Genomic DNA, 21858 nt, shown 5'->3' with positions numbered 1-21858 from the left:
TTTTCTTTACCTTTGCCTATCTAAATCATTTTTCTATGGCTCAAAAATATTATGTTTTCAGTGGTTTGGGTGCTGATGAAAGGGTTTTTAAAAACCTATCGTTTGGCGAGGCTGAAGTAGAACATATCCACTGGATACCGCCTTTGGCTACTGAAACACTTGCTCAATACGCCCAGCGCATCGCTCAGCGAATTACGGCTCCTCATCCTGTGCTTGTGGGACTCTCTTTCGGAGGGATGGTTGCTGTAGAAATCGCTAAAATATTACCTGTGGAAAAGGTGATTTTGATTTCCTCAGCAAAAACACGTGATGAATTGCCTCCATCGTACCGTTTTTTAGGAAAACTGCGCTTACACAAATTTTTGCCTTATTCACTAATGAAGAGAGCTAATGCATTCACTTATTGGCTGTTTGGAGTAGACACCTCTGAAGATAAAGCCCTTCTAAAAAGCATTTTAGAGGAGACATCTACTCCTTTTTTGCGTTGGGCGATAAGCGCCATCATAGGGTGGCAAAACACTGCAATCCCTACGAATTTTGTTCACTACCACGGCGATAACGACCATATACTTCCTTTTAGATATATTAAAAACGCACAGCGAGTGGTAGGTGGCGGACACTCAATGGTGCTCTCTTTAGGCAAAATATAAAAACTTTTCCGTATATTTGCGCGATTTTATGAAAAAACGTCTTTTACATACCTTTCATTTTCTAAAACAAAAAGTCCGCAAGCACCCTATTAAAACAGCAATATTGGTATGCTGCCTCGTGTGGTATATATTCTGTTTGCCAAGCGTACTCTTCCCACAACCTTATGCCACAGTGTTGGAAAGTAGCGAGGGCAAGTTGTTAGGAGCTAAAATTGCGGGCGACGGACAGTGGCGTTTTCCTGAAGTAGACAGTGTGCCCTACCGTTTTAAAATGTCGGTATTGCAGTTTGAAGATGCTCATTTCTACCATCATTGGGGGGTAAATCCTATATCGGTAGCCAAGGCTCTCTATCGCAATATTACCAACGGAAAGATTACAAGGGGGGGTAGTACGCTCACCCAGCAGGTGATACGCATCGCTCGCGAGCACCAACAACGCACTTATTTTGAGAAACTTATTGAAATGATATGGGCTACCCGTTTGGAGTTCCGCTATTCTAAGGAGAGCATCCTCAAGCTCTACGCCTCTCACGCACCCTTTGGTGGCAATGTGGTGGGACTTGATATGGCAGCGTGGCGTTACTTTGGTGTTGCTTCTTACCAACTCTCGTGGGCACAATCGGCCACATTGGCAGTCTTGCCTAATGCTCCCAGTCTTATCTTCCCTGGTAAGAACCAAGAACGCCTCTTGCAAAAACGCAATGCGTTACTACACAAACTCTTACTCAAAAATATCATCAATAAAGAAACTTATGATTTGGCACTTCTCGAGCCTCTTCCTGCCGAACCTCACCCTATCCCTCAACTCGCACCTCACCTGCTTACTTTTGCTTCTAAAACACAAGAAGGGCAACGAATAACCTCTACAATATCGATAGAGTTGCAAGAGAAGGCTAACAGACTTATAGCAGGCTATTACTCTCACTACTCACAGTCCGAAATCTACAATATGGCAGCCTTGGTGGTAGAGGTGAAAACGCGTAAAGTGCTCGCCTACGTAGGCAATACCCCTACTGATAGCGATCATCAAAAAGATGTGGATATCATTCACGCACCTCGCAGCACGGGTAGTGTGCTCAAACCTTTTCTCTATGCAGCGATGTTGCACGAGGGAGAACTCTTGCCTACCCAATTAATCCCCGATATCCCTACTCAAATAGGAGGCTATTCACCTCAGAATTTTAGCAATAGTTTTGAAGGAGCCGTTGCTGCCGATATGGCTTTAGCTAAATCACTAAACATTCCGTTTGTATGGCTTTTAAAGCAATTTACTACCTATCGTTTTTACGATGTGTTACAACACTTACAACTGAAAAACATCAACCGCCACCCCGACCATTATGGTCTTTCCATTATCCTCGGAGGTGCGGAGAGCAATCTGTGGGATTTGGCACAGGCGTATACCAATTTAGCTTCGGAAACGGAAGTTTTTGCGCGCACTCAGCACTATCGTACTCAAGAATTTCAGCACTTGCGTTATACCGATACTGCCCCCTTAGATTTCGGAAAAAACACTCGCGAACTACCTACCTTCAGGGCGGGAGCGCTCTACAAGATGTTCAGTGCAATGAAGGAAGTGAACCGCCCTACCGATGATATAGCGTGGCGCTACTACGAGTCGTCACGCAAGATAGCGTGGAAAACGGGGACTAGCTTTGGCAACAAAGATGCGTGGGCTATTGGTGCTACACCTGAATATGTGGTGGCTGTGTGGGTAGGTAATGCCACAGGCGAAGGACGTCCCACCCTCACAGGGGCTACCTACGCCGCTCCGGTGATGTTCAGTATCTTCAACGCCCTCCCTCCTACTTCTTGGTTTTCACAGCCCTTAGACGACCTGCGTGAGGTAACCGTTTGTGCCAATTCTGGTTTCCTTGCCAAACCCGAATGCCCTAAACAAGTAGTACTCAGCAATCTCGCTCCTAAGGAAGTGGGACAATGCCCTTATCATAAGCTCGTACATCTCGACCTTAATGAGCAGTACCAAGTAAACACCTCGTGCGAGTCTCCACAAAACATTGTAAACAAAGCGTGGTTCGTATTACCTCCCGTAATGGAATGGTATTACAAACAGCAACATATTCACTACAAGCCACTCCCCTCCCTACGTCCCGATTGCACACAAGGCAATCTGCAAAGAGGTTTAGATTTCGTTTACCCCAAACACCAAAGCGTACTCTACACCACTAAAACTTTTGGAGGCGAGCAACAACCCTTTACAGCGAAGGCTGCCAATCGCGAAGGCAAGGTTTTTTGGTATTTAGATGATGCTTTTCTCGGCACTACCGAAACCTTTCACGAAATGAATATCTTTGCCTCCAAAGGCGACCATATCTTGCGCATCATCAACGAAAAAGGCGAAGAAAGAGCTATTAGTGTGATGTGCAGGTAGTCATAAAAACCTTGCTAATTCTCTAATTATTTGTACTTTTGCAAATCGACAAATTAGCAAATTAAACTAATGATTACACAATTACAAGGAAAACTCATTGAAAAGAACCCTACTCACGTGGTAATCGATTGCCACGGGGTAGGTTATTTTGTAAATATCAGCTTAAATACTTACTCAGCACTACCCGAAGGGGAAGCTATCAAACTATATACCTATCTGCAAATCAAAGAAGATGCCCACACGCTTTATGGTTTCCTCACCAAAGCCGAACGCGAAGTGTTTGTATTGCTACTCTCAGTATCGGGAGTAGGGGCTAGTACTGCCCGCACTATGCTCTCATCGCTCACTGCTGCCCACGTGCGCAGTGCAATTATCAATGGCGATGTGGCTACCATTCAAGCCGTAAAAGGCATAGGTGCTAAAACAGCGCAGCGCGTAGTACTTGACCTAAAAGATAAAATGCTCAAACTACAAGATTTTGAAGAGGTTTCTATCAATACTCTAAACACTAACAAAGAAGAAGCGCTTGCTGCCTTAGAGGTATTAGGTTTTGTACGCAAACAAGCTGAAAAAGTGGTCGATACCATTGTCAAATTGAACAATGAAGAGCTTTCAGTAGAAGAAATTATCAAGCAAGCCCTCAAACGTTTGTAAATTTAACAGTAAAAACTATGAATACAACCATTCTCAAAGTAGACAATAGCAGTGAAATGGCTTTAGCCTTTTTGGAATATGTAAAGTCTTTGCCTTTTGTGAAAGTAGAAGTGTCTAAGGGCAAGAAAAAAACATCTGCTTCTTCTATAGAAATATTAGAAGAAGATGAAGATGGTATGCCCATTACACATCGTGATTTTATAATGGAACTATCACAAGATGTGAAAAAAGGTTTTGCCAAACGATATTTCAAGACTATGAAGAAAAAATATGCTGAAAAATGATAGTAATAACTGATAGCAATATATTTTTTAGCGCACTTATTTCTCCTGATGGAGTCGTAGCAAAAGTTCTTAATGAAAAGAAAAAGATACAATTCTTAGTGCCAGAATATTTATTAGATGAAGTAGAAGAACACTTGCCTCGACTCTCAAAATTTTTGAATAAAACAAAGAAAGAGGTTAAAAAAGAGTTGGCTAATCTTTTAGAAGGGATAAAAATCCTTTCAATGAAAAATATTTCAAAAGAGAATGACAAACAGGCTCAAGAGATAGTAGCTGACATAGATATTGATGATGCTCCTTTTATAGCTTTTCATTTGCAATACAAACACAAAATATGGTCAGGTGATAAGAAACTCAAAAAAGGACTTACCGCAAAAGGGTATGGACATTTTTTTATAACACTCGAAGAACTCAAACAAAGAATTTACAAAAAATAATACTTTTACCGCTATTTTGTCATTCGTAATTTGTCATTCGTAATTATTTTCGTATCTTTGCCCGCTAATTGATTGATAGAATGAAATATCTCTTATATATACTATTGGCTTTCACTGCTGTAAGTTGTGGTATCTACAACTTTACGGGGGGTAGTACCGGCGATGCTAAAACCTTTCAAGTCAACTTCTTCCGCAATGATGCACCTTTAGTAGAACCAGGGCTCGACCGCGATTTTACCATCGCCTTGCAAGATTTAATCAACAACCAAACTAACCTCAGCCTTACCGACCGCAATGGCGACCTTGTATACGAAGGTGAAATTGTAGAGTTCAACATTACTCCTATGACCGCTACCGCAGGACAAACCGCTGCACAAAACCGCCTTACCATAAGTGTAAATGTACGTTTTACCAATCATACCGAAGAGAAAAAAGACTTTGAAAAACGCTTTTCTTTTTACTACGATTACCCCGCTGCAAGTCAGTTAAGTTCAGTAAAAGGAGAGGCTATTCCACAGATATTCGAACGTATCACCCAAGATATTTTCAATGCCTCACTCGCCGATTGGTAAATCCACAAATCAGCAAATCGACAAAATAACACATTGACTGTAAAGGAATTCATAGAAATTATTAGGCATCCCTACACTATTAACGATGATCAAGTATATGAACTCGACGAGATAGTGAAGGAATATCCTTATTTTCAAGCAGCAAGGGTGTTACAACTCAAAATATTACATTCCGAAGGAAATTACAAATACAACAAGGCTCTAAAATTAGCTGCGGTACATGTAACCGATCGTTCAGTATTGTTCGATTTTATCAACTCTAAAAGCATCATTCCTGATTTTTCAGCACTGCGCCGTGATTTTGAGCGCATTCGCAAAGCTCGTGAACGCAAAGAAGCTGAAGAAACAGAAAACACACCGCCTAAAGTAAGTTATATCGACCACGAACCACATCCTTACCGCCCCGATTTACCCAATAAATCAATTTTTGAAGATCCTATCTTTCCTGAAGATTTGGTAAATCACCAAGAGTTAGCCGATGTTTTTATAGCCAAAGAACCTGAAGAAAAACCTAAAACCGATGCTGACAACATCTCTCAATGGCTGGAAAATATCTCGGAAGAACACGCCGAAGTCGCTTACAAAGACGATAAAGTAGCTGAGAAATTCAAACTCATTGATAAGTTTTTAGAAAACAATCCTAAAATTGAAGCCTCAAGAGACTACGTTTCTAACGTGAATTTAGCCGATGAAGTAAAGTCAGACCCTAAACAATTAATGACCGAAACATTGGCGCAAGTATATGTAAATCAGCGCAAATTCAAGCAAGCCATTCAAGCTTATGAAATATTAATTTTGAAAAATCCAGAAAAAAGTGCTTACTTTGCAGCCCAAATAGAAAAAATTAAAAAACTACAGCAAAATAATTTATAAGAAAAATGACAACATTTAACATCTTTTTAGTGCTCATCGTGGTAGTATGTTTGCTACTCGCTTTGGTAATTATGGTTCAAAATCCTAAAGGAGGTGGACTCTCTTCTACTTTCGGAGGTAACACTCAAGTAGTAGGAGGGGTAAAGAAAACTGGCGACTTCCTCGAACGCAGTACTTGGACATTTGCTACTGCTTTAGCTGTGCTTATCCTTATTGCCAACACCTTAATAGCCAACAACAGTAATGGTGTAACTGGCGACTCTAAATTATTAGACGGTAGTACTCCCGCTGCTCCAATAAACCAACTCAATCAGCAAGCACCCGCTAACAACAACGCTACTCAACAAGTGCCTGCTACTCCTGCCACATCTTCTAATACAGGAAACTAAACTGACAAAAAGTCAGTTATTTCAGATTGGCACACTTTCTGAAATATCCTCTTCGATTTTTTATAAAAGGAATTAAATACTAAATGAAAGGTTGAAAATAGAACTTTGACAAAGTTTTAGGACTTTGTCAAAGTTTTCTAACACCTAACTTCTTTCCCATAACTTTCTAAGTAAACAAATAATTAAAAACTAAACAATAATGGCAAAATTGAATATCAAACCTTTAGCTGATAGAGTAGTGATTGAGCCCGCAGTGGCAGAAACTACTACTGCATCAGGTATTATCATCCCTGATACTGCAAAAGAAAAACCTCAAAAAGGTACCGTTGTAGCCGTAGGTGCAGGTACTAAAGATAACCCTGTTACCCTAAAAGTAGGTGATACTGTACTCTATGGCAAATATGCTGGTACTGAACTCAAATTAGAAGGTAAAGACTACCTCATTATGCGTGAAAACGACGTGTTAGCAGTTATCTAATCTAAACATTAAAAATTTAAAAAAATGGCAAAAGACATTAAATTTGATATAGACGCTCGCGAAGGTCTTAAACGCGGCGTTGATGCATTAGCTAATGCAGTAAAAGTAACCTTAGGTCCTAAAGGACGTAATGTAATTATTAGCAAATCATTCGGTTCTCCTCAAGTAACTAAAGATGGGGTGAGCGTTGCTAAAGAAATTGAATTAGAAGACGCTCTCGAAAATATGGGCGCTCAAATGGTAAAAGAAGTAGCTTCTAAAACTAACGACCTCGCTGGTGATGGTACTACTACCGCTACCGTTTTGGCTCAAGCTATCGTAAAAGAAGGTTTGAAAAACGTAGCTTCTGGTGCTAACCCAATGGATTTGAAACGCGGTATCGACAAAGCTGTTGTAAAAATCGTAGAACACTTGGCTAAACAAGCTAAAGAAGTAGGTTCTTCTTCTGAAAAAATCAGACAAGTAGCTTCTATCTCAGCTAACAACGATGATACTATCGGTGAACTTATCGCTCAAGCATTCGAGAAAGTTGGTAAAGAAGGTGTTATCACCGTAGAAGAAGCCAAAGGTACTGATACTTACGTAGATGTAGTAGAAGGTATGCAATTTGATCGCGGTTACCTTTCTCCTTACTTCGTTACCGATTCAGAAAAAATGGTAGCTGAACTCGATCGTCCTTACATCTTGTTGTACGACAAGAAAATCTCTACTATGAAGGATTTGCTTCCAGTATTAGAGCCTGTAGCTCAATCTGGTAAACCACTTTTGATTATCGCTGAAGATATCGATGGGGAAGCCTTAGCTACCTTAGTAGTAAACAAATTGCGTGGTACCCTTCGCATCGCTGCTGTAAAAGCACCTGGTTTTGGTGACCGTCGTAAAGCAATGCTCGAAGATATCGCTATCCTAACCGGTGGTACTGTAATCGCTGAAGAAAGAGGCTTTACTCTCGAAAACGCTACTGTAGATATGCTCGGTACTGCCGAAAGAGTAAGCATCGACAAGGATAACACTACTATCGTAAATGGTGCAGGTAAATCTGAAGACATCAAAGCACGCGCAGCCCAAATCAAAGCTCAAATCGAAAATACAACTTCCGATTACGATCGCGAAAAACTACAAGAACGTTTGGCTAAACTTTCTGGCGGAGTAGCTGTATTATATATAGGTGCTGCTTCAGAAGTAGAAATGAAAGAGAAAAAAGACCGCGTAGACGATGCGCTTCACGCTACTCGTGCCGCTGTTGAAGAAGGTATCGTAGCAGGGGGTGGTATTGCTCTTCTCCGTGCTAAAAACGCTTTAGCAAAACTTAAACCTGCTAACGCCGATGAAGAAACTGGTATTAAAATTATCCTTAAAGCATTGGAAGCTCCTTTGCGCACTATCGTAGAAAACGCTGGTGTTGAAGGTTCTGTAATCGTAGCTCGTGTACTCGATGCTTCAAGAGATGCTTACGGATACAATGCCAAAACAGGTACTTATACCGATATGTTTAAAGCTGGTATCATCGACCCTAAAAAGGTAACTCGTGTTGCCCTTGAAAACGCTGCTTCAGTAGCTGGTATGATCCTCACTACCGAATGCGCTTTGGTTGATATCAAAGACGACAAAGCAATGGCTATGCCTCCAATGGGTGGTGGAATGCCAGGAATGATGTAATCGTAAATTCATAACATTATTCATATTTTTAAATATAAAAATTGGGGAGAGTTTCACGAGAAACTCTCCCCAATTTATTTCAATAATAATTTTAATTACATACTTTGATAAGCTCTATGACCAAATCTTACCCCAAAGAAGAAATTAAATTCTTTAGCCGATTTAGTAAGGTTGCTCAATATAGTATTAGATCCTACTACAAAAGGACCTAAACGCAAAGCAAGACCTACATTTGTTTTAGAAATTTGATTGTATGTAAGAGGTAAATAAGCTCCTAAAAACTCTGATTCTAGTCGTGGTGTAAGTGAAATCTCATTAGCATAAGCCGCTGTATAAGCATTGCTCTTATTAGTAAGGTTAAAACGAGTCGCTAAATTCACAAAGAAAGGTCGTGCTACGCGATAATCTACACTCAAGTTCAAAGTAGTAGGCAAAGATACTTTTATCTTCTCGGTAGCAGCTCTACTATCAACAAAAGTACTTTTTAATTTTTCTTCTGATAAATCATCCATAGTAAGACTAGCAACACCAGAAGCAGGCATACGATAACGTTGTGAATCCTTAGTAGGCGTATATTTCAATCTACCTATATCCATTATAGAGAAACCTACTCTCAAATCGTGAGAATTATTATAGCAATGAGGACAGCCATCTTTATTATATTCATATACAGCTCCTATATCAAAACCTAGAGTAGATGCATTTGATTTGAAGTATAAATCATTTGCATTAAGGTTATCAAAACTCACCAAAGAAGCTCCTCCATTGAGTACTTCCACTACCCCATTTTGAGACTGTATATTAAGTATGGTACTTTTAGTAGAGTTATCTATTGTAAGTGAAGCGGTTGCTCCTTCAAAATTTCTAAATCCTGCATACACATTTCCTGAACCTTGTATCACTTTCAAACTTGCCCCCCCTTTGATAGCATTATGCCCATCAAAATAGAGTACTCCTGCCCAAGAAAAACCTATCTCCGAAAAGATATGTGCTGCCACATCTTGGTCGTTCAAAGTCAAGTTATAAGGCTGAGTCAAATCTAAATCTTTTCCATCAGCAAATATTGATTGTAAGAGTTTCGCATCAAAATTTCTCACGTTACCCAAAGCGCGCACACGAGAAAAAATACCCACTGTGTGTTGGTTATTAATTTTCATATAGAGTGATGGACCCAACACATCTATATTTAATTTAGCATTAATGCGATGATTAAGTAGAGGGTTATTAGCATCACTACGAGTATAATCATTAAAACTGTTCATTAGACCAGTATCCATTTTGATAGCATTATTCGCCAAATCAAAATTTACCAAAAACAAGTTGGCATCCCAAGAGCGCTTGCTGCTAATCATATAAGCGGGATTCGCAGTGGTTTGTATCACCCCCGAGTAATAACTCTCTCTAAGCCCCGCAAACGATTGCTGAGCTTCCATTGCCATTGTTGTTAAAAACAAAGCTGATAAAATTACTTTTTTCATTGTGTAAAAAACATTATAAATTTGCGTGCAAATGTACAACTTTTTATCAAATATCAAATAAAAATTGTAATTCATTTTGTACTGTTTCTATTTTTACTTATCTTTGTCGTTCTAAATATTTTAATTATAAAAAATGAATACACTTAAAACACTATCAACTGTAGCTTTTTCTCTATTTGCTTTTGGAGTAGCTACTGCTCAAGAAGAAGATGGTCTTGTGCCTGCGAGTGCTCTACCCGCTAATGCACAAACTTTTATCAATCAGCATTTTTCGGCTAACAGCATTGTTTCAGTATGGCAAGATACTGAAAAAGGCAGAGTGGAAGATTACACCGTTCTCTTTGCCGATGGCACTGAAGTAGAATTTCTCGCAGATGGCAACTGGAAAGAAGTAAAAGCGCGCAACGGACAAGTATCGCCTAAAATCGTTCCTGCTAAAATAGCTAAGTACGTACAAAAAAAGTTCCCTAAAGCGATGATTAAAGAAATCAAAAAAGGGCGCGCTAAACACGAAGTAGACCTTAGTAATGGCGTAGAACTCATCTTTAACTTAAATGGTAAATTCTTAAAAATAGACGACTAATATGAAACGTTTTTTATTACTCATTGCTGCTACACTTACCTTCAGCGCAGCCTCAGCTCAAGACTCTAAAGTAACTTTCAACGACCTTCCTGCCGATGCTATCAACTTCGTGCGTCAGCATTTCTTGGTAGATCATATTGCTTCGGTTTGGAAAGACACCGATTACAACGACGAAGAGTACACCGTTATCTTCCGCGACGGACTTGAAATAGAATTCAATGGCAACGGCGATTGGAAAGAGCTCAAAGCTCGTCACGGCAAAGTGCCTGATCACGTAGTTCCCGAAAAAATATTGGCTCACGTAAGCGCTACTTTCCCTTTTGAATCTATCAAAGAAGTATCACGCAATCTCACCAAAAAGAGATATAAAGCTGAACTTACTGACGATCAAGAACTCAAATTCGACGAAAACTTCAATTTTATTGGGGTAAAGTAACCTCCCGTTAATTGTTAATTGAATGTACGACCTAATCATTATCGGTGGAGGAGCTGCAGGCTTCTTCACCGCTATTAATACCGCCGAAAACCGTCCTGATTTCAAAATCGCTATCCTCGAAAAGAGCAAAGAAGTACTTCACAAAGTGCAAATTTCGGGTGGGGGACGTTGTAATCTCACTAATGCTACTTTCACCCCTCAAGAACTCGTAAAGAACTATCCACGAGGCAGTAAGGAACTCCTCAGTCCGTTTCACCGCTTTATGTGTGGCGATACAATGGAATGGTTTGAAGCGCACGGCGTCTCTCTCAAAACAGAACCCGATGGTCGTGTATTTCCCGCTTCTAATTCTTCAGAAAGCGTTGTAAATTGCTTCCTCAACGAAATCAAAAAACACCACATTGAGCTCTTCACCCAGCAAAATGTGCAAGCCCTCTCCCCTACTCCCGAAGGTTGGGAAATCACTACACCTAACTCAACCTATAAGGCTCATAATGTAGTAATTGCTACCGGAAGTAACCCTAAAATATGGCAGCTATTAGCCAATTTAGGACATACAATTATTTCTCCTGTCCCTTCACTTTTCACTTTCAACACTTCTACCCAATGGGCAAAAGAGCTATCGGGTATTGCGGTAAATGCCTCTGTACGCTTACTCAGTCAAGATGGAAAATCGCTCAAAATTGCCGAAACTGCTCCTATACTCTTCACTCACAATGGTTTTAGTGGTCCTGCGGTGTTGCGTGCTTCGGCTTGGGGGGCTCGTGTGTTAGCCGAATGTAACTACCAATGCCTAATGGAAGTGAACTTCACCGCTCACAACAACGAAGCACTTACTTATGACGAAACGCTTCTACTCTTGCAAGATTACAAACAACACAACGGACGCAAATCTATGCAAAATCTCGCGCTTTTTGACCTTCCTAAACGCTTGTGGAATGCCCTTTTAGATAGCGCCGGAATTGCCCCTGCTCAGTCGTGGGCAGAACTCAACAAATCGCAATTGCGACACCTTGCCGAAATCCTTACCCAATGCCGTTTTCCTATAGAAGGCAAAGCTACTTTCAAAGATGAATTTGTAACAGCTGGAGGCGTAAAACTCTCCGAAATCAACTTCAAAACCTACGAGAGCAAGCTGCACCCTCACCTCTACTTAGCTGGTGAAGTACTTGATATCGATGCCATTACTGGAGGATTCAACTTTCAAAACGCTTGGACGGGAGGCTATATCATTGCTGAAAACTTTTTAAAAACACTTTAACTTCCAAAAAGTAAAATTAACTTATAATCTATTCTCAACACAAAAAAATAATCTTTAATTCTTGCTTCAATTCAAAAAAAAATACTTAACTTTGCCATCGTAATTAATTTATAATAAAATAGCGAATTATGGGACTTAAATTTTTAGATGATATAAAAGCGGGCATTCGCAGTGCTTCGCTTAAAAAAGATATCATTTGCTACTACATCAACAATGGCGACAATACCCTTGCCGACCTTGGTAAAGAATTAGATTTGAGTGTGCCTACTGTTACCAAAATGGTAGGTGAACTCATTGATGATGGCATTGTAATGGATTTTGGAAAAATAGAAACCCCAGGTGGTCGCCGCCCTAATATCTATGGGCTTAACCAAAATTCTGGCTACTTCATTGGCGTAGATATCTGCCATTCTCACGTGAATATAGGCATCACCGACTTTAAAGGTGAACTCATCAGTGATGAACTCTCCATTCCCTTTATTGAATCTCAACCTCAAGAAAGATTTCAAAGACTTTGCGAAATTATCACTCAATTTATACATAACTCAAAAGTACCCAAACACAAAATCCTCAGTATGGGTATCAATATTTCCGGACGTGTAAATACTCTTACTGGACATAGCTATAGCAGCTTCTATTTTGATGAACGCCCCCTTACCGAAATGTTCGAAAACGAACTGAACATCAATGTTTCTATTGATAATGATTCCCGTGCAATGACCTATGGTGAATACATCAAAGGATGCGTAAATGGTGAAAAAAACGTATTGTACGTGAATGTTAGCTGGGGCTTAGGTCTCGGGATTATCGTAGGCGGACAATTGTACTATGGCAAATCAGGATTTTCAGGAGAATTTGGTCATATTCCTGCCTTTGGCAACGAAATACTCTGCCATTGTGGCAAAAAAGGTTGCCTCGAAACAGAGGCTTCTGGCTTAGCCTTACACCGCAAATTCTTGGAAAAACTACATAGCGGACACTCCTCTCTGCTCACCCAAAAAAGCGGATACAACCCCAATGATCCTATTAGCTTGAACGACATTATAGAGGTTGCCTTACAAGAAGATATGCTCGCCATCGAACTCATCGAGGAAATAGGCAATTCTTTAGGCAAACACATCGCAGGGCTCATCAATCTTTTCAACCCCGAATTGGTTGTTATTGGAGGAACTCTTGCCTATGCAGGCGACTACCTAATGCTCCCCTTGCGAAGTGCTATTAGAAAATATTCATTGAACTTAGTAAGTAAAGATTCCACAATTAAAGTATCTAAATTGGGCGAAAAAGCAGGTCTTTTAGGGGCTAGCCTCCTCGCTCGCAGTAAATTCATCGGATTGATATGAAAGACGAACGATTAGTAGCTTTCGAGCGACTCCTCAACATAATGGACGACCTGCGCGCCAAATGTCCGTGGGACAAAAAGCAAACAATGCAGAGTTTGCGCCATCTCACCATTGAAGAAACTTACGAATTAGGCGATGCTATCCTTAGCAACGACCTTCAAGAAGTAAAAAAAGAATTAGGCGACCTACTCTTACACATTGTTTTCTATGCCAAAATAGGCAGTGAAACCAATAGTTTTAACATCGCTGATGTAGCCAATGGCGTATGCGAAAAACTCATTGAGCGACACCCCCACATCTACGGTGATGTGCAGGTAAACAACGAGGAAGATGTAAAGCGCAATTGGGAAAAAATAAAACTCAAAGAGGGCAACAAAAGCGTTTTGGGTGGTGTACCCAAGAGTCTGCCTGCCTTAGTGAAAGCCACTCGCATACAAGATAAAGCTGCTGGTGTAGGTTTTGATTGGGACAATATCGACGATGTTTTTGCAAAAATAAAAGAAGAAATAGATGAACTACACGCCGAAGTAAAAGCTCAAAAGCAAAGCAATATAGAAAGTGAGTTTGGCGATGTGCTGTTTAGTCTCATCAACTATGCTCGTTTTTTAAAGGTAAACCCCGAAGATGCCTTAGAGCGCACTAATCGCAAATTCATCGCTCGCTTTCAGTACTTAGAAGAAAAAGCTACGGCACAAGGCAAATCACTCAAAGATATGACCTTACAAGAAATGGAGACCTATTGGCAAGAAGCCAAAAACCTATAAAACAATAAAACTATGACCACAGATTTAGACATCTTAATCAAGACTTTGGTCATATAGAAATATATAGATGCATATATTAATATAAAAAATACCTAAAAAACAATGGCAATACAAAAACCAAGTATACCGAAAGGTACTCGTGACTTTTCACCTACTGAAGTAGCTAAACGCAACTTCATTATCAACACTATCAAAAATGCTTTCAATACCTTTGGATTTCAACCTATAGAAACGCCAAGTTTTGAAAACTACAATACCCTAATGGGCAAATACGGTGAAGAAGGCGACCGCCTTATCTTCAAGATACTCAATTCAGGCGACTTTACACAAGGAGTAAAACAAGAAGATTGGGAAGCTAAAAACCCTCAAAAACTCACTCCTCAACTCTCCGAAAAAGCCCTTCGCTATGATCTTACAGTTCCTTTTGCTCGCTATGTAGTGCAACACCAAAGCGAACTAACCTTCCCTTTCAAACGCTATCAAATACAACCTGTATGGCGTGCTGATCGTCCGCAAAAAGGTAGATTTAGAGAGTTCTATCAATGTGATGCTGATGTTGTAGGTAGCACCAGTTTGTGGCAGGAAGTGGAGTTCGTACAACTTTATGACAGTGTGTTTACAGCCCTCAATCTCAAAGGGGTAACTATTAAAATAAACAACCGAAAAATCCTCAGTGGCTTTGCCGAAATGATAGGCGAAAGCGATAAACTCACTGATTTTACGGTAGCACTCGATAAATTAGACAAGATAGGTGAAGAGGGTGTAATCAAAGAAATGAAAGAAAGAGGTATTAGTGAGGAGGCAATTGCTAAATTGCAACCTATCTTCGCACTCAAAGGTTCTTTCGCTGAAAAACTTTCTGCCCTAAAAGAAATTCTCAAAAACTCGGAAACAGGATTGAAAGGTGTGGAGGAATTAGAATTTATAGCCCAACAAATCAATCAGCTTGGTTTGCAAACGGCTATCTTAGACCTCGATGTTACCCTTGCTCGCGGACTCAATTACTACACGGGAGCTATCTTTGAGATTGCTGCCCCAGCAGGCGTACAAATGGGCTCTATAGGAGGCGGTGGACGCTACGACGACCTCACTAGTATCTTTGGACTCAAAGGGATGAGTGGCATAGGTATTTCTTTTGGGTTAGACCGTATCGGGCTGGTGATGGAAGAATTGAATCTTTTCCCTGAATCGCTCAATAGTACTGTAGAGGTGCTTTGTATCAACTTTGGCGATGCTGAAGCGCTACAGAGTATGAAACTACTCAAAGCCTTGCGTCAGCTTGGCAAAACTGCAGAACTCTACCCTGATGCTGCTAAAATTAAAAAACAAATGGATTATGCTAACAAGCGCAATATCCCTTATGTGGTGATTATAGGTGAAAGTGAACTCGCTAAAGGTACTTTTGTACTAAAAAATATGTTAGAGGGCACTCAAAAAGAATGTAGTCTCAATGAAGTAAGCAATGCTTTATTTCAGTAGTAGTACGACAAACAATTAGAAATTTTTATAGACTTTGTCAAAGTGCGAGCCGCAAAGGCAATTAAGGACTTTGACAAAGTTTTTTTGTGCGAGCCGCACAAGCTAATTCTATTTGTTTTTCATTGCGTTGATAGCACATTTTAAAGCCAATACGCTTCCTAAATGCACTCCTTCGTGTGAGATATTGAAATAAATCGCTTCTTCAATGGTATTGAGTTCATACTCTATACCTGTTACATAATGATTGTATTGTTTGAAAATTCCTTTTTGGTAATCAGTTTCAAGTAAATCGACTGTGCGGATGAGGAGTTGCTGTAGTTCTTCTATCTCGGCAGCAGTAGGGATATGTCCATCGGGGATGGAGCCTTTGCGATAACGCTCTATAAATTCGGGGGTGAGATAAGTAGGCAGATCGCTATTAGCATAACAATAATTTTGCTGGGTAACTACACAATGAGCAAGATTCCACAAGATATTATTTTTAAAGCCCGCAGGAATGATTGCCAATTCTTCGGGGGTGAAACTATTGAGCAATTTGAGTTGTCGCTCACGCAATTTTCGGTATAAGGTAAATACTTCTTTCATATATTTAAAAATCAAAATCAAAGTCGTTAAGTTCGTCTAATTTGGTACTTTCTTCTTCCGTAAGCACTTCTTGTAAAAGTTCGGCTGTTGCTTCTTTGCCAGTACCCCAAAGGTCTCCTAAAAGTTCGGCTATGCTATTCTTTTGGTTAGGCTCAAAATCGGCAAAAGCACGGCGCAAGAACACTACTGAACGCATAAACTGTTCTTCGTCTAATTGGCGTACATAATTATCTAATTCTTGCCATATAATTGTACGCGATAACAATGCGTATCTATTTCTTCCAGAAAATCCTTCAAACCACGAAGCTCCTAAATCGGCGGGAACACCTGCTGAAAGGCGGCGTGATACCTCGCGTGCACATTCTTCTTCAGTTGCTAAATTGTGTTCTAACAATATCGCAAAGGCTACCCCTGATAATTTGGTATTTACATCATCGCGCCACGCAAGGTGAGTGAGTTCTTTTTGCCACGTTTCGGTATCTACGAGTTCGTATTGCTGTTCGGAGATGAACTCCATTGTATTCATCGCATCTACAATTGGTTTTGAGGCTTTATCATCACAAGATGAGGCATCAATCAACAATAAAGAGGCACGCAAAAAGAGTTGTTGCAAGATAGGTTTCAGCGGTTCGAGGTTGAACTGGCGGAGGTCACCGTACTGAATGAGCATTGAAAGTTCGTGAGCAGCAAAAGCAGTTTCGGCAAAGTTATTACTGTCTACCAAAAGGCTTTGCAAGGTGCTGAGTGCATTGCCAAAAATATGTGTAAGCTGACATTCGCAAGCCTGCCTGATGATTTTGGCTACTACAGAAAGGTCGGTTGCTTCACTCAGTTGTTCTTTGAGTATAAAGGCAGCTGCAATTTCAAGCGTTTCACCTTTAAGATTAGCTTCAACGATTTCTATTTCTACTTCAGGACTCCATTGCAAGACCCATTTTTCAGCCCACGAGGCTTTGTCTTGCTGTACGCGTTGTTGAGTGGCAAAGTGAATGCCTAAGACTTCCAAACGGTGGAGGAAAGTAGAGCGATTCAGGTCTATGAAAGCAGCTTCTTTGGTTTTTACTTTGAGGTTTTCGCGGAGGTCAAGAGAGAGGTCTTGTGCTATTGCCGATTTGTAATTGGTGAGTTTCAAGCGTTTCAGCTCCTGATTCATATCCTCCTGCACGGGCGTTTGGCTCACCCCTTCGGGCAATGCTCCAATAGCTGTACCTATATCTACTTTGTTGATAGCTTCGGCTACCGAGGATAGTCCGCCACCGCCAAAGCAAGTTACTACAGCATCGTGCAAATCTTCGAGTACGGGATAAGTACCGCCTTTCATCGCGGAGAGCACATTGGCAAGTCGGACAGCTTCAATTACACTAGCAGAAGAGGCATTTTGCCCTTGGTCGCGAAGTATTTTGGCTATTTTGGTGAGATAGGTAGCGGCAAGTTTATCCATTGTATTGGTTTGCATTGCACGCCACATCAGTTCAAAGTAGTAAGGCGCCATATTGCCTGCTCCGTAACCCGTACGACTGCTGAGGCGCAAATACGAATAAGGCATCAGGGTAAGCTGAGCTGTAGCTTTGGGGAGCTTTTTAAGCTCGTCGTCGGTCATTGCAGGTAGGCTATTTTGGATGCCCAACAAATGGTAAGCACCTACAATCACTACTATTTCCTCAGGTTTAAACTCGGTGCAAGCCTTGGCGATTTCGCGTTTCATATACGCCTCACGAATGAGGTTGTACGAGAAATCAAAAGGTGCTTCTTCATATTCCTTATCTATGACCATTTGGCGCATTTCACCTGATTGTAAGGCAAGTGTAGGCGCAAAAGTATCGGTGTTGAGATTGTGTTCGTAATGGCGTTCCCAATAGTTTTCGTAATCGGTTTCATCAACCTGCTCAGCAAGTTGTTTGTAGAGAGCATTGTGGTACTTGTAGAACTCACGTGCTTTTTCACCTTCTTCATCAGAGGGTTGTTCCTGACGAAGTTTGAGCATATTTTCGGTAGGCAAATCTATAAACCTAAGCGTTGCTTTTTTCTTTACTCCCCAGCATATTGCTTGATATTCGGGAGAATAGGACGCAAACGGATAGAGCACTGTTTCTATAGGTAGCTCGGTGGTATAGCCCAACATCGCAATGGGAGGTTTTACCCCTTTCTGAGCGATTTGAGACATCAGAGGAGTAGCATCGGCAGGTCCTTCTATAAGAATGCATTTAGGTTTGTGCTTTTCTAAGAAGTCTAAGAGGTGATAGGCAGCCGAGGGTGACAAGTGTCGTACACCAAAAAAGTGAAGGTTATTCATAATAAGTGAAGGTGCGTTCTATAATCTGACGAGGCTCGCCATTGATGAAAGTTGTTTTGGAAATCCAGTTACCTTGAGCATCATATTTATACTCATAAGTCGCTACATTTTTTTGTTTTTTAGGCAGTTTAGTTTCTGCTTGTAGTTTTACACAATCCCCTTTGGCGTTGTATTTTTTGGTAGTGGTACTCACTAAGTTATTATCTTTATCATACACGCGATTGCTCACGAGTTGATGCTGTTTATTTAGCTTATTTTTTACTATTTGCAATAAATTATTTTGAGCATCATAATAACGCATTTCCACGGGATCGCCTTGTTTATTGTAAGTATAAGTAACAGCAGATTCTAATTCATTGGCTCGGTAGGTTTCTTCTTTAAGTATTTGTCCTTCAGCATTTACTTGATAGGTGTAATGCGATTTGAGAAAGCCCCCAGGTGAATAGGTTGCATCTTTGATAAGATAACCTTCAGGGCTATAAGCATAGAGGGTTTTATCGGAATTATAGCGAGTTTCAAACAACTGCCCTTGTGGATTGTAATAATATTCCATACGGCTGTACAAGTCGCCATTTTTGTAGAAGAAACGCGTTTGGCTGAGATAACCTTTAGCGTTAAACTCTTTTTGGAGGTTTTCGAGGTTAGCGATTTTATTTACTGTATCTAAATCGAGGTCTACCGCACCTTTGGCGAAAGATTTTCCTTGAGCGGTTATCTGATAAGGGATAGAGCGCAATGTTTTGACCTTACCTTTAAGTCCAGAGATTTCCCAATCAGTGGGGTTTTGCTGTTGAGCAAATAGCGTAGCAGTAGCTACTAATAGCATAGAAGTTATTAGATATTTCATCAGTTTTTTAGTTTTTAGTTGTGCAAAGGTAAAGATAAATTAGCAAATTAGCAAATTAGTAAATAAACAAATTCCGCGAGGCGTGTGCCTCGCGGAATTTGTTTATTTGTTAATCAGCGGCTCTATAGAGGTTGAAGTGACCCATATATTCGTGGTCGTCTTCGCCTTCTTCGTGGGTTTTGAGGATATACCAATAGTCGCCTGTTGGTAATTCCTTGCCGTTATAACGACCGTCCCAAGTTTGTCCTGAACGCAAAGTGGTGATATAACGTCCGTAACGATCGTAGATGTCTACCGTTAGATTTGGATAACTGCGGTATCTATCTGGATCCCAACCATCGTTCTGTCCGTCGCCGTTTGGCGTGAAGAAGTCTGGTGGTACTGACTTCATATACTCTTTCTCTATAGTGAGCGTTGAACTACAGCCATTAGCATCGGTTACCTCTACTACTACTGTTTTGTACACTCTATTACCTACCACTCGTGTGGTTGGATCGGTTGAACGCAACATATACTCGTTAGTACCATTGGTAAAGCCATTGAAGTAATAAATGTACTGCGTTGAGTTTCCGCCCTTAGCTTGTACCTTTATCGTATTGATAGATCGTGGATCACTCTTATCTTCTAATTCTAATCCTGGATAACGGGTCAAGCTTACTGTTTCTCCATATACTTTTGTACAATATGGCGCTCCTGGATAAGATTGATATTGTACCGTAAGGGTGTATTGTCCCGTTGGAATAGTTCTCGTATAAGCATACTTACCTTCATATCTATCAAAGGCTATCATTGGTGATCCACCTAATGAGTACTGCATATTCCTTATCTGATTTTCATCAGCGTATGGGAACTCTATGCGCAAGTAACTTGTAGTATAAGTAGTCGATACTGTTGAACAGTTGAACATCGTCTTGACATTCATCTCGAGATTTGGTGCTTTTGGCACTGTTATCTCTAAGGTTTGTGAACAGTTACCATCGTTGTACTCTAAGAGATAAACTCCTGCTACATTGGTTTGTGTATATACCGCTCCTGCTGTAGCTAAAGTACCATTGGTTACTGTGGTGCCTGAGGCTGTTTTAATCGTAAAGTTATACGGTGCTCTACCGCCTCGGATACTAAAGCTCAAGCTACCATCATTGGCTTGGTAACAAGTTTCGGATACTGTTGAGGCTGTTGCTTTCAACAACTCTGGTTCCTCTATTGTGAAGCTTTGTTCTAATTCACAGTTTATCTCGCCATTAGATCTCACTTTCACCGTATAGATACCTGCCGATAAACCGGTATACTTGCTTACTCCATCGAACGTACCTGCCTCTGGGGTAATGGTATAAGTGTAACTATTAGTTGCTCCACTTACCGCAAAGGTTATCGTACCATCATTTATTCCATAACAACTCATATCGGTTTTCGTTGCTGTGGTGGCTGTAAGACTATTGTAAGCCGTTACATTGACTGTAAGGGTAGTGGTACATCCATTGAGGTGGGTAAAGGTGATGCTGTGAACCCCTGCTGTTACTCCTGTAAATTTACCTGAGTTTTGTGGCGCTCCACCATCTAAACTGAAGCTTACCGCTCCTGTGTAGCTAGCATTCACCGTTGCATTAATGGTGTTCACTACTGTATTGTTACCACAACCGTAGCTTACCGTTGCTGTAGCTTGCAAGTCTACTCCTTCTTTGATAGTTACTGGCACTTCTGTTGTACAAGAACGTGCATCTTTTACCGTAATGGTGTGAACTCCTACCGATAAACCTGTATACAAGGTCTTATCTACTGTCCAAGCGCCTCCATCAATTGAAGTGCTATAAGACTGTGTTCCTCCTGTAATGGTAATCGATACTGTACCATCTCCTGCTCCATAACATACCTCATCGGTTTGTTTGTGGATTACTGCATTCAATACATCGGGTTCGTGGATGGTAAATACTTCATCTACAAAACAGCCATTCTTATCTTGTGCTCTTACTACATACTGTCCTCTACCTAAATTCGTGAAGTAACCTTCGGATACAAATCGATCTAATCGAGGACTGATAGCATATTGTACATCGCCTGCACCTCCAGTTACCGTCATTGAGATGGTACCATCACGCATTGCGTTACAAGTGATATCGGTTGTAGCTGTTGCTACTGTAAAGGCTGGTGATTCATCTACATCTACTGTTCTAGATACAGTACAGTCTACGCTGATGACCTCTACTTGGTAACTACCTTTATTCAAGCCTGTAAATGCCCAGTCGGTCGCGTTTACTTGGGTAGCACTAGCCGTAGTTGAGTGTACGCCTGATTTGTACAATTTGTACTGATAGTTACCCAATGCGCCCGTTGCCGAGAAGGTAATACGCGCTGAACTTTCTCCATTACATTTTACAAAGGCATCCTCTGTATTTACGTGTAA

At 40.7% G+C, this 21858-nt stretch carries 21 protein-coding genes; 16 read left to right on the top strand and 5 right to left on the bottom strand.

All coding sequences use genetic code 11. The annotated features are described in order from the left end of the window. Positions 1 to 35 precede the first annotated feature (35 nt). The 10 genes from DR017_RS11465 to groL all read left to right on the top strand — a co-directional run bounded on the left by DR017_RS11465 (position 36) and on the right by groL (position 8388). A complete protein-coding gene (locus DR017_RS11465; RefSeq protein WP_002680683.1) occupies positions 36 to 650 on the top strand; it encodes an alpha/beta fold hydrolase in 615 nt (204 codons plus the stop codon). 28 nt (positions 651 to 678) lie between these two features. Next, positions 679 to 3042 carry a penicillin-binding protein 1C gene (pbpC, locus tag DR017_RS11460; protein WP_040361561.1) on the top strand — a complete coding sequence of 788 codons (2364 nt, stop codon included), beginning with the start codon at positions 679 to 681 and terminating at the stop codon, positions 3040 to 3042. 69 nt (positions 3043 to 3111) lie between these two features. Further along, positions 3112 to 3696: a Holliday junction branch migration protein RuvA gene (gene ruvA, locus DR017_RS11455; protein WP_002680801.1), complete on the top strand. Its 585-nt coding sequence runs from the start codon at positions 3112 to 3114 to the stop codon at positions 3694 to 3696. Positions 3697 to 3713: 17 nt separating this feature from the next. Beyond that, entirely contained in the window at positions 3714 to 3980 is a 267-nt protein-coding gene (locus DR017_RS11450) for a hypothetical protein (RefSeq protein WP_002680737.1), read from the top strand. Beyond that, positions 3977 to 4417: a PIN domain nuclease gene (locus tag DR017_RS11445; RefSeq protein WP_002680735.1), complete on the top strand. Its 441-nt coding sequence runs from the start codon at positions 3977 to 3979 to the stop codon at positions 4415 to 4417. Before DR017_RS11450 ends, DR017_RS11445 begins: the two co-directional genes overlap by 4 nt. 80 nt (positions 4418 to 4497) lie before the next feature. After that, positions 4498 to 4989: an LptE family protein gene (locus DR017_RS11440; RefSeq protein ID WP_002680675.1), complete on the top strand. Its 492-nt coding sequence runs from the start codon at positions 4498 to 4500 to the stop codon at positions 4987 to 4989. Between the two features lie 33 nt (positions 4990 to 5022). After that, positions 5023 to 5862, top strand: coding sequence for a DUF8458 domain-containing protein (locus DR017_RS11435; protein ID WP_002680724.1), 840 nt, complete (start codon positions 5023 to 5025; stop codon positions 5860 to 5862). Between the two features lie 5 nt (positions 5863 to 5867). Beyond that, positions 5868 to 6251 (top strand): preprotein translocase subunit SecG, encoded by a 384-nt coding sequence (gene secG / locus DR017_RS11430; RefSeq protein ID WP_040361559.1) that lies wholly within the window; start codon positions 5868 to 5870, stop codon positions 6249 to 6251. A gap of 199 nt (positions 6252 to 6450) precedes the next feature. After that, positions 6451 to 6729, top strand: a complete 279-nt coding sequence (locus tag DR017_RS11425) for a co-chaperone GroES (RefSeq protein WP_002673428.1) — start codon at positions 6451 to 6453, stop codon at positions 6727 to 6729. 24 nt (positions 6730 to 6753) lie between these two features. Further along, entirely contained in the window at positions 6754 to 8388 is a 1635-nt protein-coding gene (groL, locus tag DR017_RS11420; protein ID WP_002680738.1) for a chaperonin GroEL, read from the top strand. A 95-nt stretch (positions 8389 to 8483) separates the two neighbouring features. On the opposite strand, the gene DR017_RS11415 is transcribed toward groL, so the two are convergent. Then, positions 8484 to 9866 carry a DUF5723 family protein gene (locus tag DR017_RS11415; protein WP_040361556.1) on the bottom strand — a complete coding sequence of 461 codons (1383 nt, stop codon included), beginning with the start codon at positions 9864 to 9866 and terminating at the stop codon, positions 8484 to 8486. A gap of 133 nt (positions 9867 to 9999) precedes the next feature. On the opposite strand from DR017_RS11415, the gene DR017_RS11410 reads away from it, so the two are divergent. The 6 genes from DR017_RS11410 (at position 10000) to hisS (ending at position 15732) form a co-directional block, all read left to right on the top strand. Then, a complete protein-coding gene (locus DR017_RS11410) occupies positions 10000 to 10449 on the top strand; it encodes a PepSY-like domain-containing protein (RefSeq protein WP_002680805.1) in 450 nt (149 codons plus the stop codon). Between the two features lies 1 nt (position 10450). Beyond that, a complete protein-coding gene (locus tag DR017_RS11405) occupies positions 10451 to 10885 on the top strand; it encodes a PepSY-like domain-containing protein (protein WP_002680780.1) in 435 nt (144 codons plus the stop codon). Between the two features lie 22 nt (positions 10886 to 10907). After that, complete coding sequence (locus DR017_RS11400) at positions 10908 to 12146, top strand: BaiN/RdsA family NAD(P)/FAD-dependent oxidoreductase (RefSeq protein WP_002680708.1); 1239 nt, start codon at positions 10908 to 10910, stop codon at positions 12144 to 12146. Between the two features lie 128 nt (positions 12147 to 12274). Then, positions 12275 to 13489 carry an ROK family transcriptional regulator gene (locus tag DR017_RS11395; RefSeq protein ID WP_002680680.1) on the top strand — a complete coding sequence of 405 codons (1215 nt, stop codon included), beginning with the start codon at positions 12275 to 12277 and terminating at the stop codon, positions 13487 to 13489. Further along, positions 13486 to 14253 (top strand): nucleoside triphosphate pyrophosphohydrolase, encoded by a 768-nt coding sequence (gene mazG / locus DR017_RS11390; RefSeq protein ID WP_002680700.1) that lies wholly within the window; start codon positions 13486 to 13488, stop codon positions 14251 to 14253. The genes DR017_RS11395 and mazG overlap by 4 nt, the downstream gene beginning before the upstream one ends. A 102-nt stretch (positions 14254 to 14355) precedes the next feature. Beyond that, positions 14356 to 15732, top strand: coding sequence for a histidine--tRNA ligase (hisS, locus tag DR017_RS11385; RefSeq protein WP_002680764.1), 1377 nt, complete (start codon positions 14356 to 14358; stop codon positions 15730 to 15732). 108 nt (positions 15733 to 15840) lie between these two features. Here the strand turns inward: hisS and DR017_RS11380 are convergent, their stop codons facing one another. From DR017_RS11380 to DR017_RS11365, 4 genes are all read right to left on the bottom strand, one after another. Then, the gene (locus DR017_RS11380) at positions 15841 to 16317 is read right to left on the bottom strand and encodes a DinB family protein (protein WP_002680758.1); all 477 of its coding nucleotides are present in this window, start codon (positions 16315 to 16317) and stop codon (positions 15841 to 15843) included. Between the two features lie 4 nt (positions 16318 to 16321). Next, a complete protein-coding gene (locus tag DR017_RS11375) occupies positions 16322 to 18610 on the bottom strand; it encodes a DUF5682 family protein (RefSeq protein ID WP_002680733.1) in 2289 nt (762 codons plus the stop codon). After that, positions 18603 to 19457, bottom strand: coding sequence for a hypothetical protein (locus DR017_RS11370; RefSeq protein ID WP_040361552.1), 855 nt, complete (start codon positions 19455 to 19457; stop codon positions 18603 to 18605). Before DR017_RS11370 ends, DR017_RS11375 begins: the two co-directional genes overlap by 8 nt. A gap of 109 nt (positions 19458 to 19566) precedes the next feature. Then, positions 19567 to 21858: T9SS type B sorting domain-containing protein (locus tag DR017_RS11365; RefSeq protein WP_146741541.1), on the bottom strand; the 2292-nt coding region annotated here is incomplete at its 5' end.

It is taken from the genome of Capnocytophaga sputigena (assembly GCF_900446695.1).
Taxonomy (GTDB): Bacteria; Bacteroidota; Bacteroidia; order Flavobacteriales; family Flavobacteriaceae; genus Capnocytophaga; species Capnocytophaga sputigena.
The sequence above is the reverse complement of the archived record's forward strand: the minus strand, read 5'-3'. Positions and strand labels throughout refer to the sequence as shown.

Excerpts from the sequence above, each read along its gene's own strand:
- DR017_RS11465 (WP_002680683.1), top strand. The coding sequence starts at position 36 with ATGGCTCAAAAATATTATGTTTTCAGTGGTTTGGGTGCTGATGAAAGG.
- pbpC (WP_040361561.1), top strand. The coding sequence starts at position 679 with ATGAAAAAACGTCTTTTACATACCTTTCATTTTCTAAAACAAAAAGTC.
- ruvA (WP_002680801.1), top strand. The coding sequence starts at position 3,112 with ATGATTACACAATTACAAGGAAAACTCATTGAAAAGAACCCTACTCAC.
- DR017_RS11450 (WP_002680737.1), top strand. The coding sequence starts at position 3,714 with ATGAATACAACCATTCTCAAAGTAGACAATAGCAGTGAAATGGCTTTA.
- DR017_RS11445 (WP_002680735.1), top strand. The coding sequence starts at position 3,977 with ATGATAGTAATAACTGATAGCAATATATTTTTTAGCGCACTTATTTCT.
- DR017_RS11440 (WP_002680675.1), top strand. The coding sequence starts at position 4,498 with ATGAAATATCTCTTATATATACTATTGGCTTTCACTGCTGTAAGTTGT.
- secG (WP_040361559.1), top strand. The coding sequence starts at position 5,868 with ATGACAACATTTAACATCTTTTTAGTGCTCATCGTGGTAGTATGTTTG.
- DR017_RS11425 (WP_002673428.1), top strand. The coding sequence starts at position 6,451 with ATGGCAAAATTGAATATCAAACCTTTAGCTGATAGAGTAGTGATTGAG.
- groL (WP_002680738.1), top strand. The coding sequence starts at position 6,754 with ATGGCAAAAGACATTAAATTTGATATAGACGCTCGCGAAGGTCTTAAA.
- DR017_RS11415 (WP_040361556.1), bottom strand. The coding sequence starts at position 9,866 with ATGAAAAAAGTAATTTTATCAGCTTTGTTTTTAACAACAATGGCAATG.
- DR017_RS11410 (WP_002680805.1), top strand. The coding sequence starts at position 10,000 with ATGAATACACTTAAAACACTATCAACTGTAGCTTTTTCTCTATTTGCT.
- DR017_RS11405 (WP_002680780.1), top strand. The coding sequence starts at position 10,451 with ATGAAACGTTTTTTATTACTCATTGCTGCTACACTTACCTTCAGCGCA.
- DR017_RS11400 (WP_002680708.1), top strand. The coding sequence starts at position 10,908 with ATGTACGACCTAATCATTATCGGTGGAGGAGCTGCAGGCTTCTTCACC.
- DR017_RS11395 (WP_002680680.1), top strand. The coding sequence starts at position 12,275 with ATGGGACTTAAATTTTTAGATGATATAAAAGCGGGCATTCGCAGTGCT.
- mazG (WP_002680700.1), top strand. The coding sequence starts at position 13,486 with ATGAAAGACGAACGATTAGTAGCTTTCGAGCGACTCCTCAACATAATG.
- hisS (WP_002680764.1), top strand. The coding sequence starts at position 14,356 with ATGGCAATACAAAAACCAAGTATACCGAAAGGTACTCGTGACTTTTCA.
- DR017_RS11380 (WP_002680758.1), bottom strand. The coding sequence starts at position 16,317 with ATGAAAGAAGTATTTACCTTATACCGAAAATTGCGTGAGCGACAACTC.
- DR017_RS11375 (WP_002680733.1), bottom strand. The coding sequence starts at position 18,610 with ATGAATAACCTTCACTTTTTTGGTGTACGACACTTGTCACCCTCGGCT.
- DR017_RS11370 (WP_040361552.1), bottom strand. The coding sequence starts at position 19,457 with ATGAAATATCTAATAACTTCTATGCTATTAGTAGCTACTGCTACGCTA.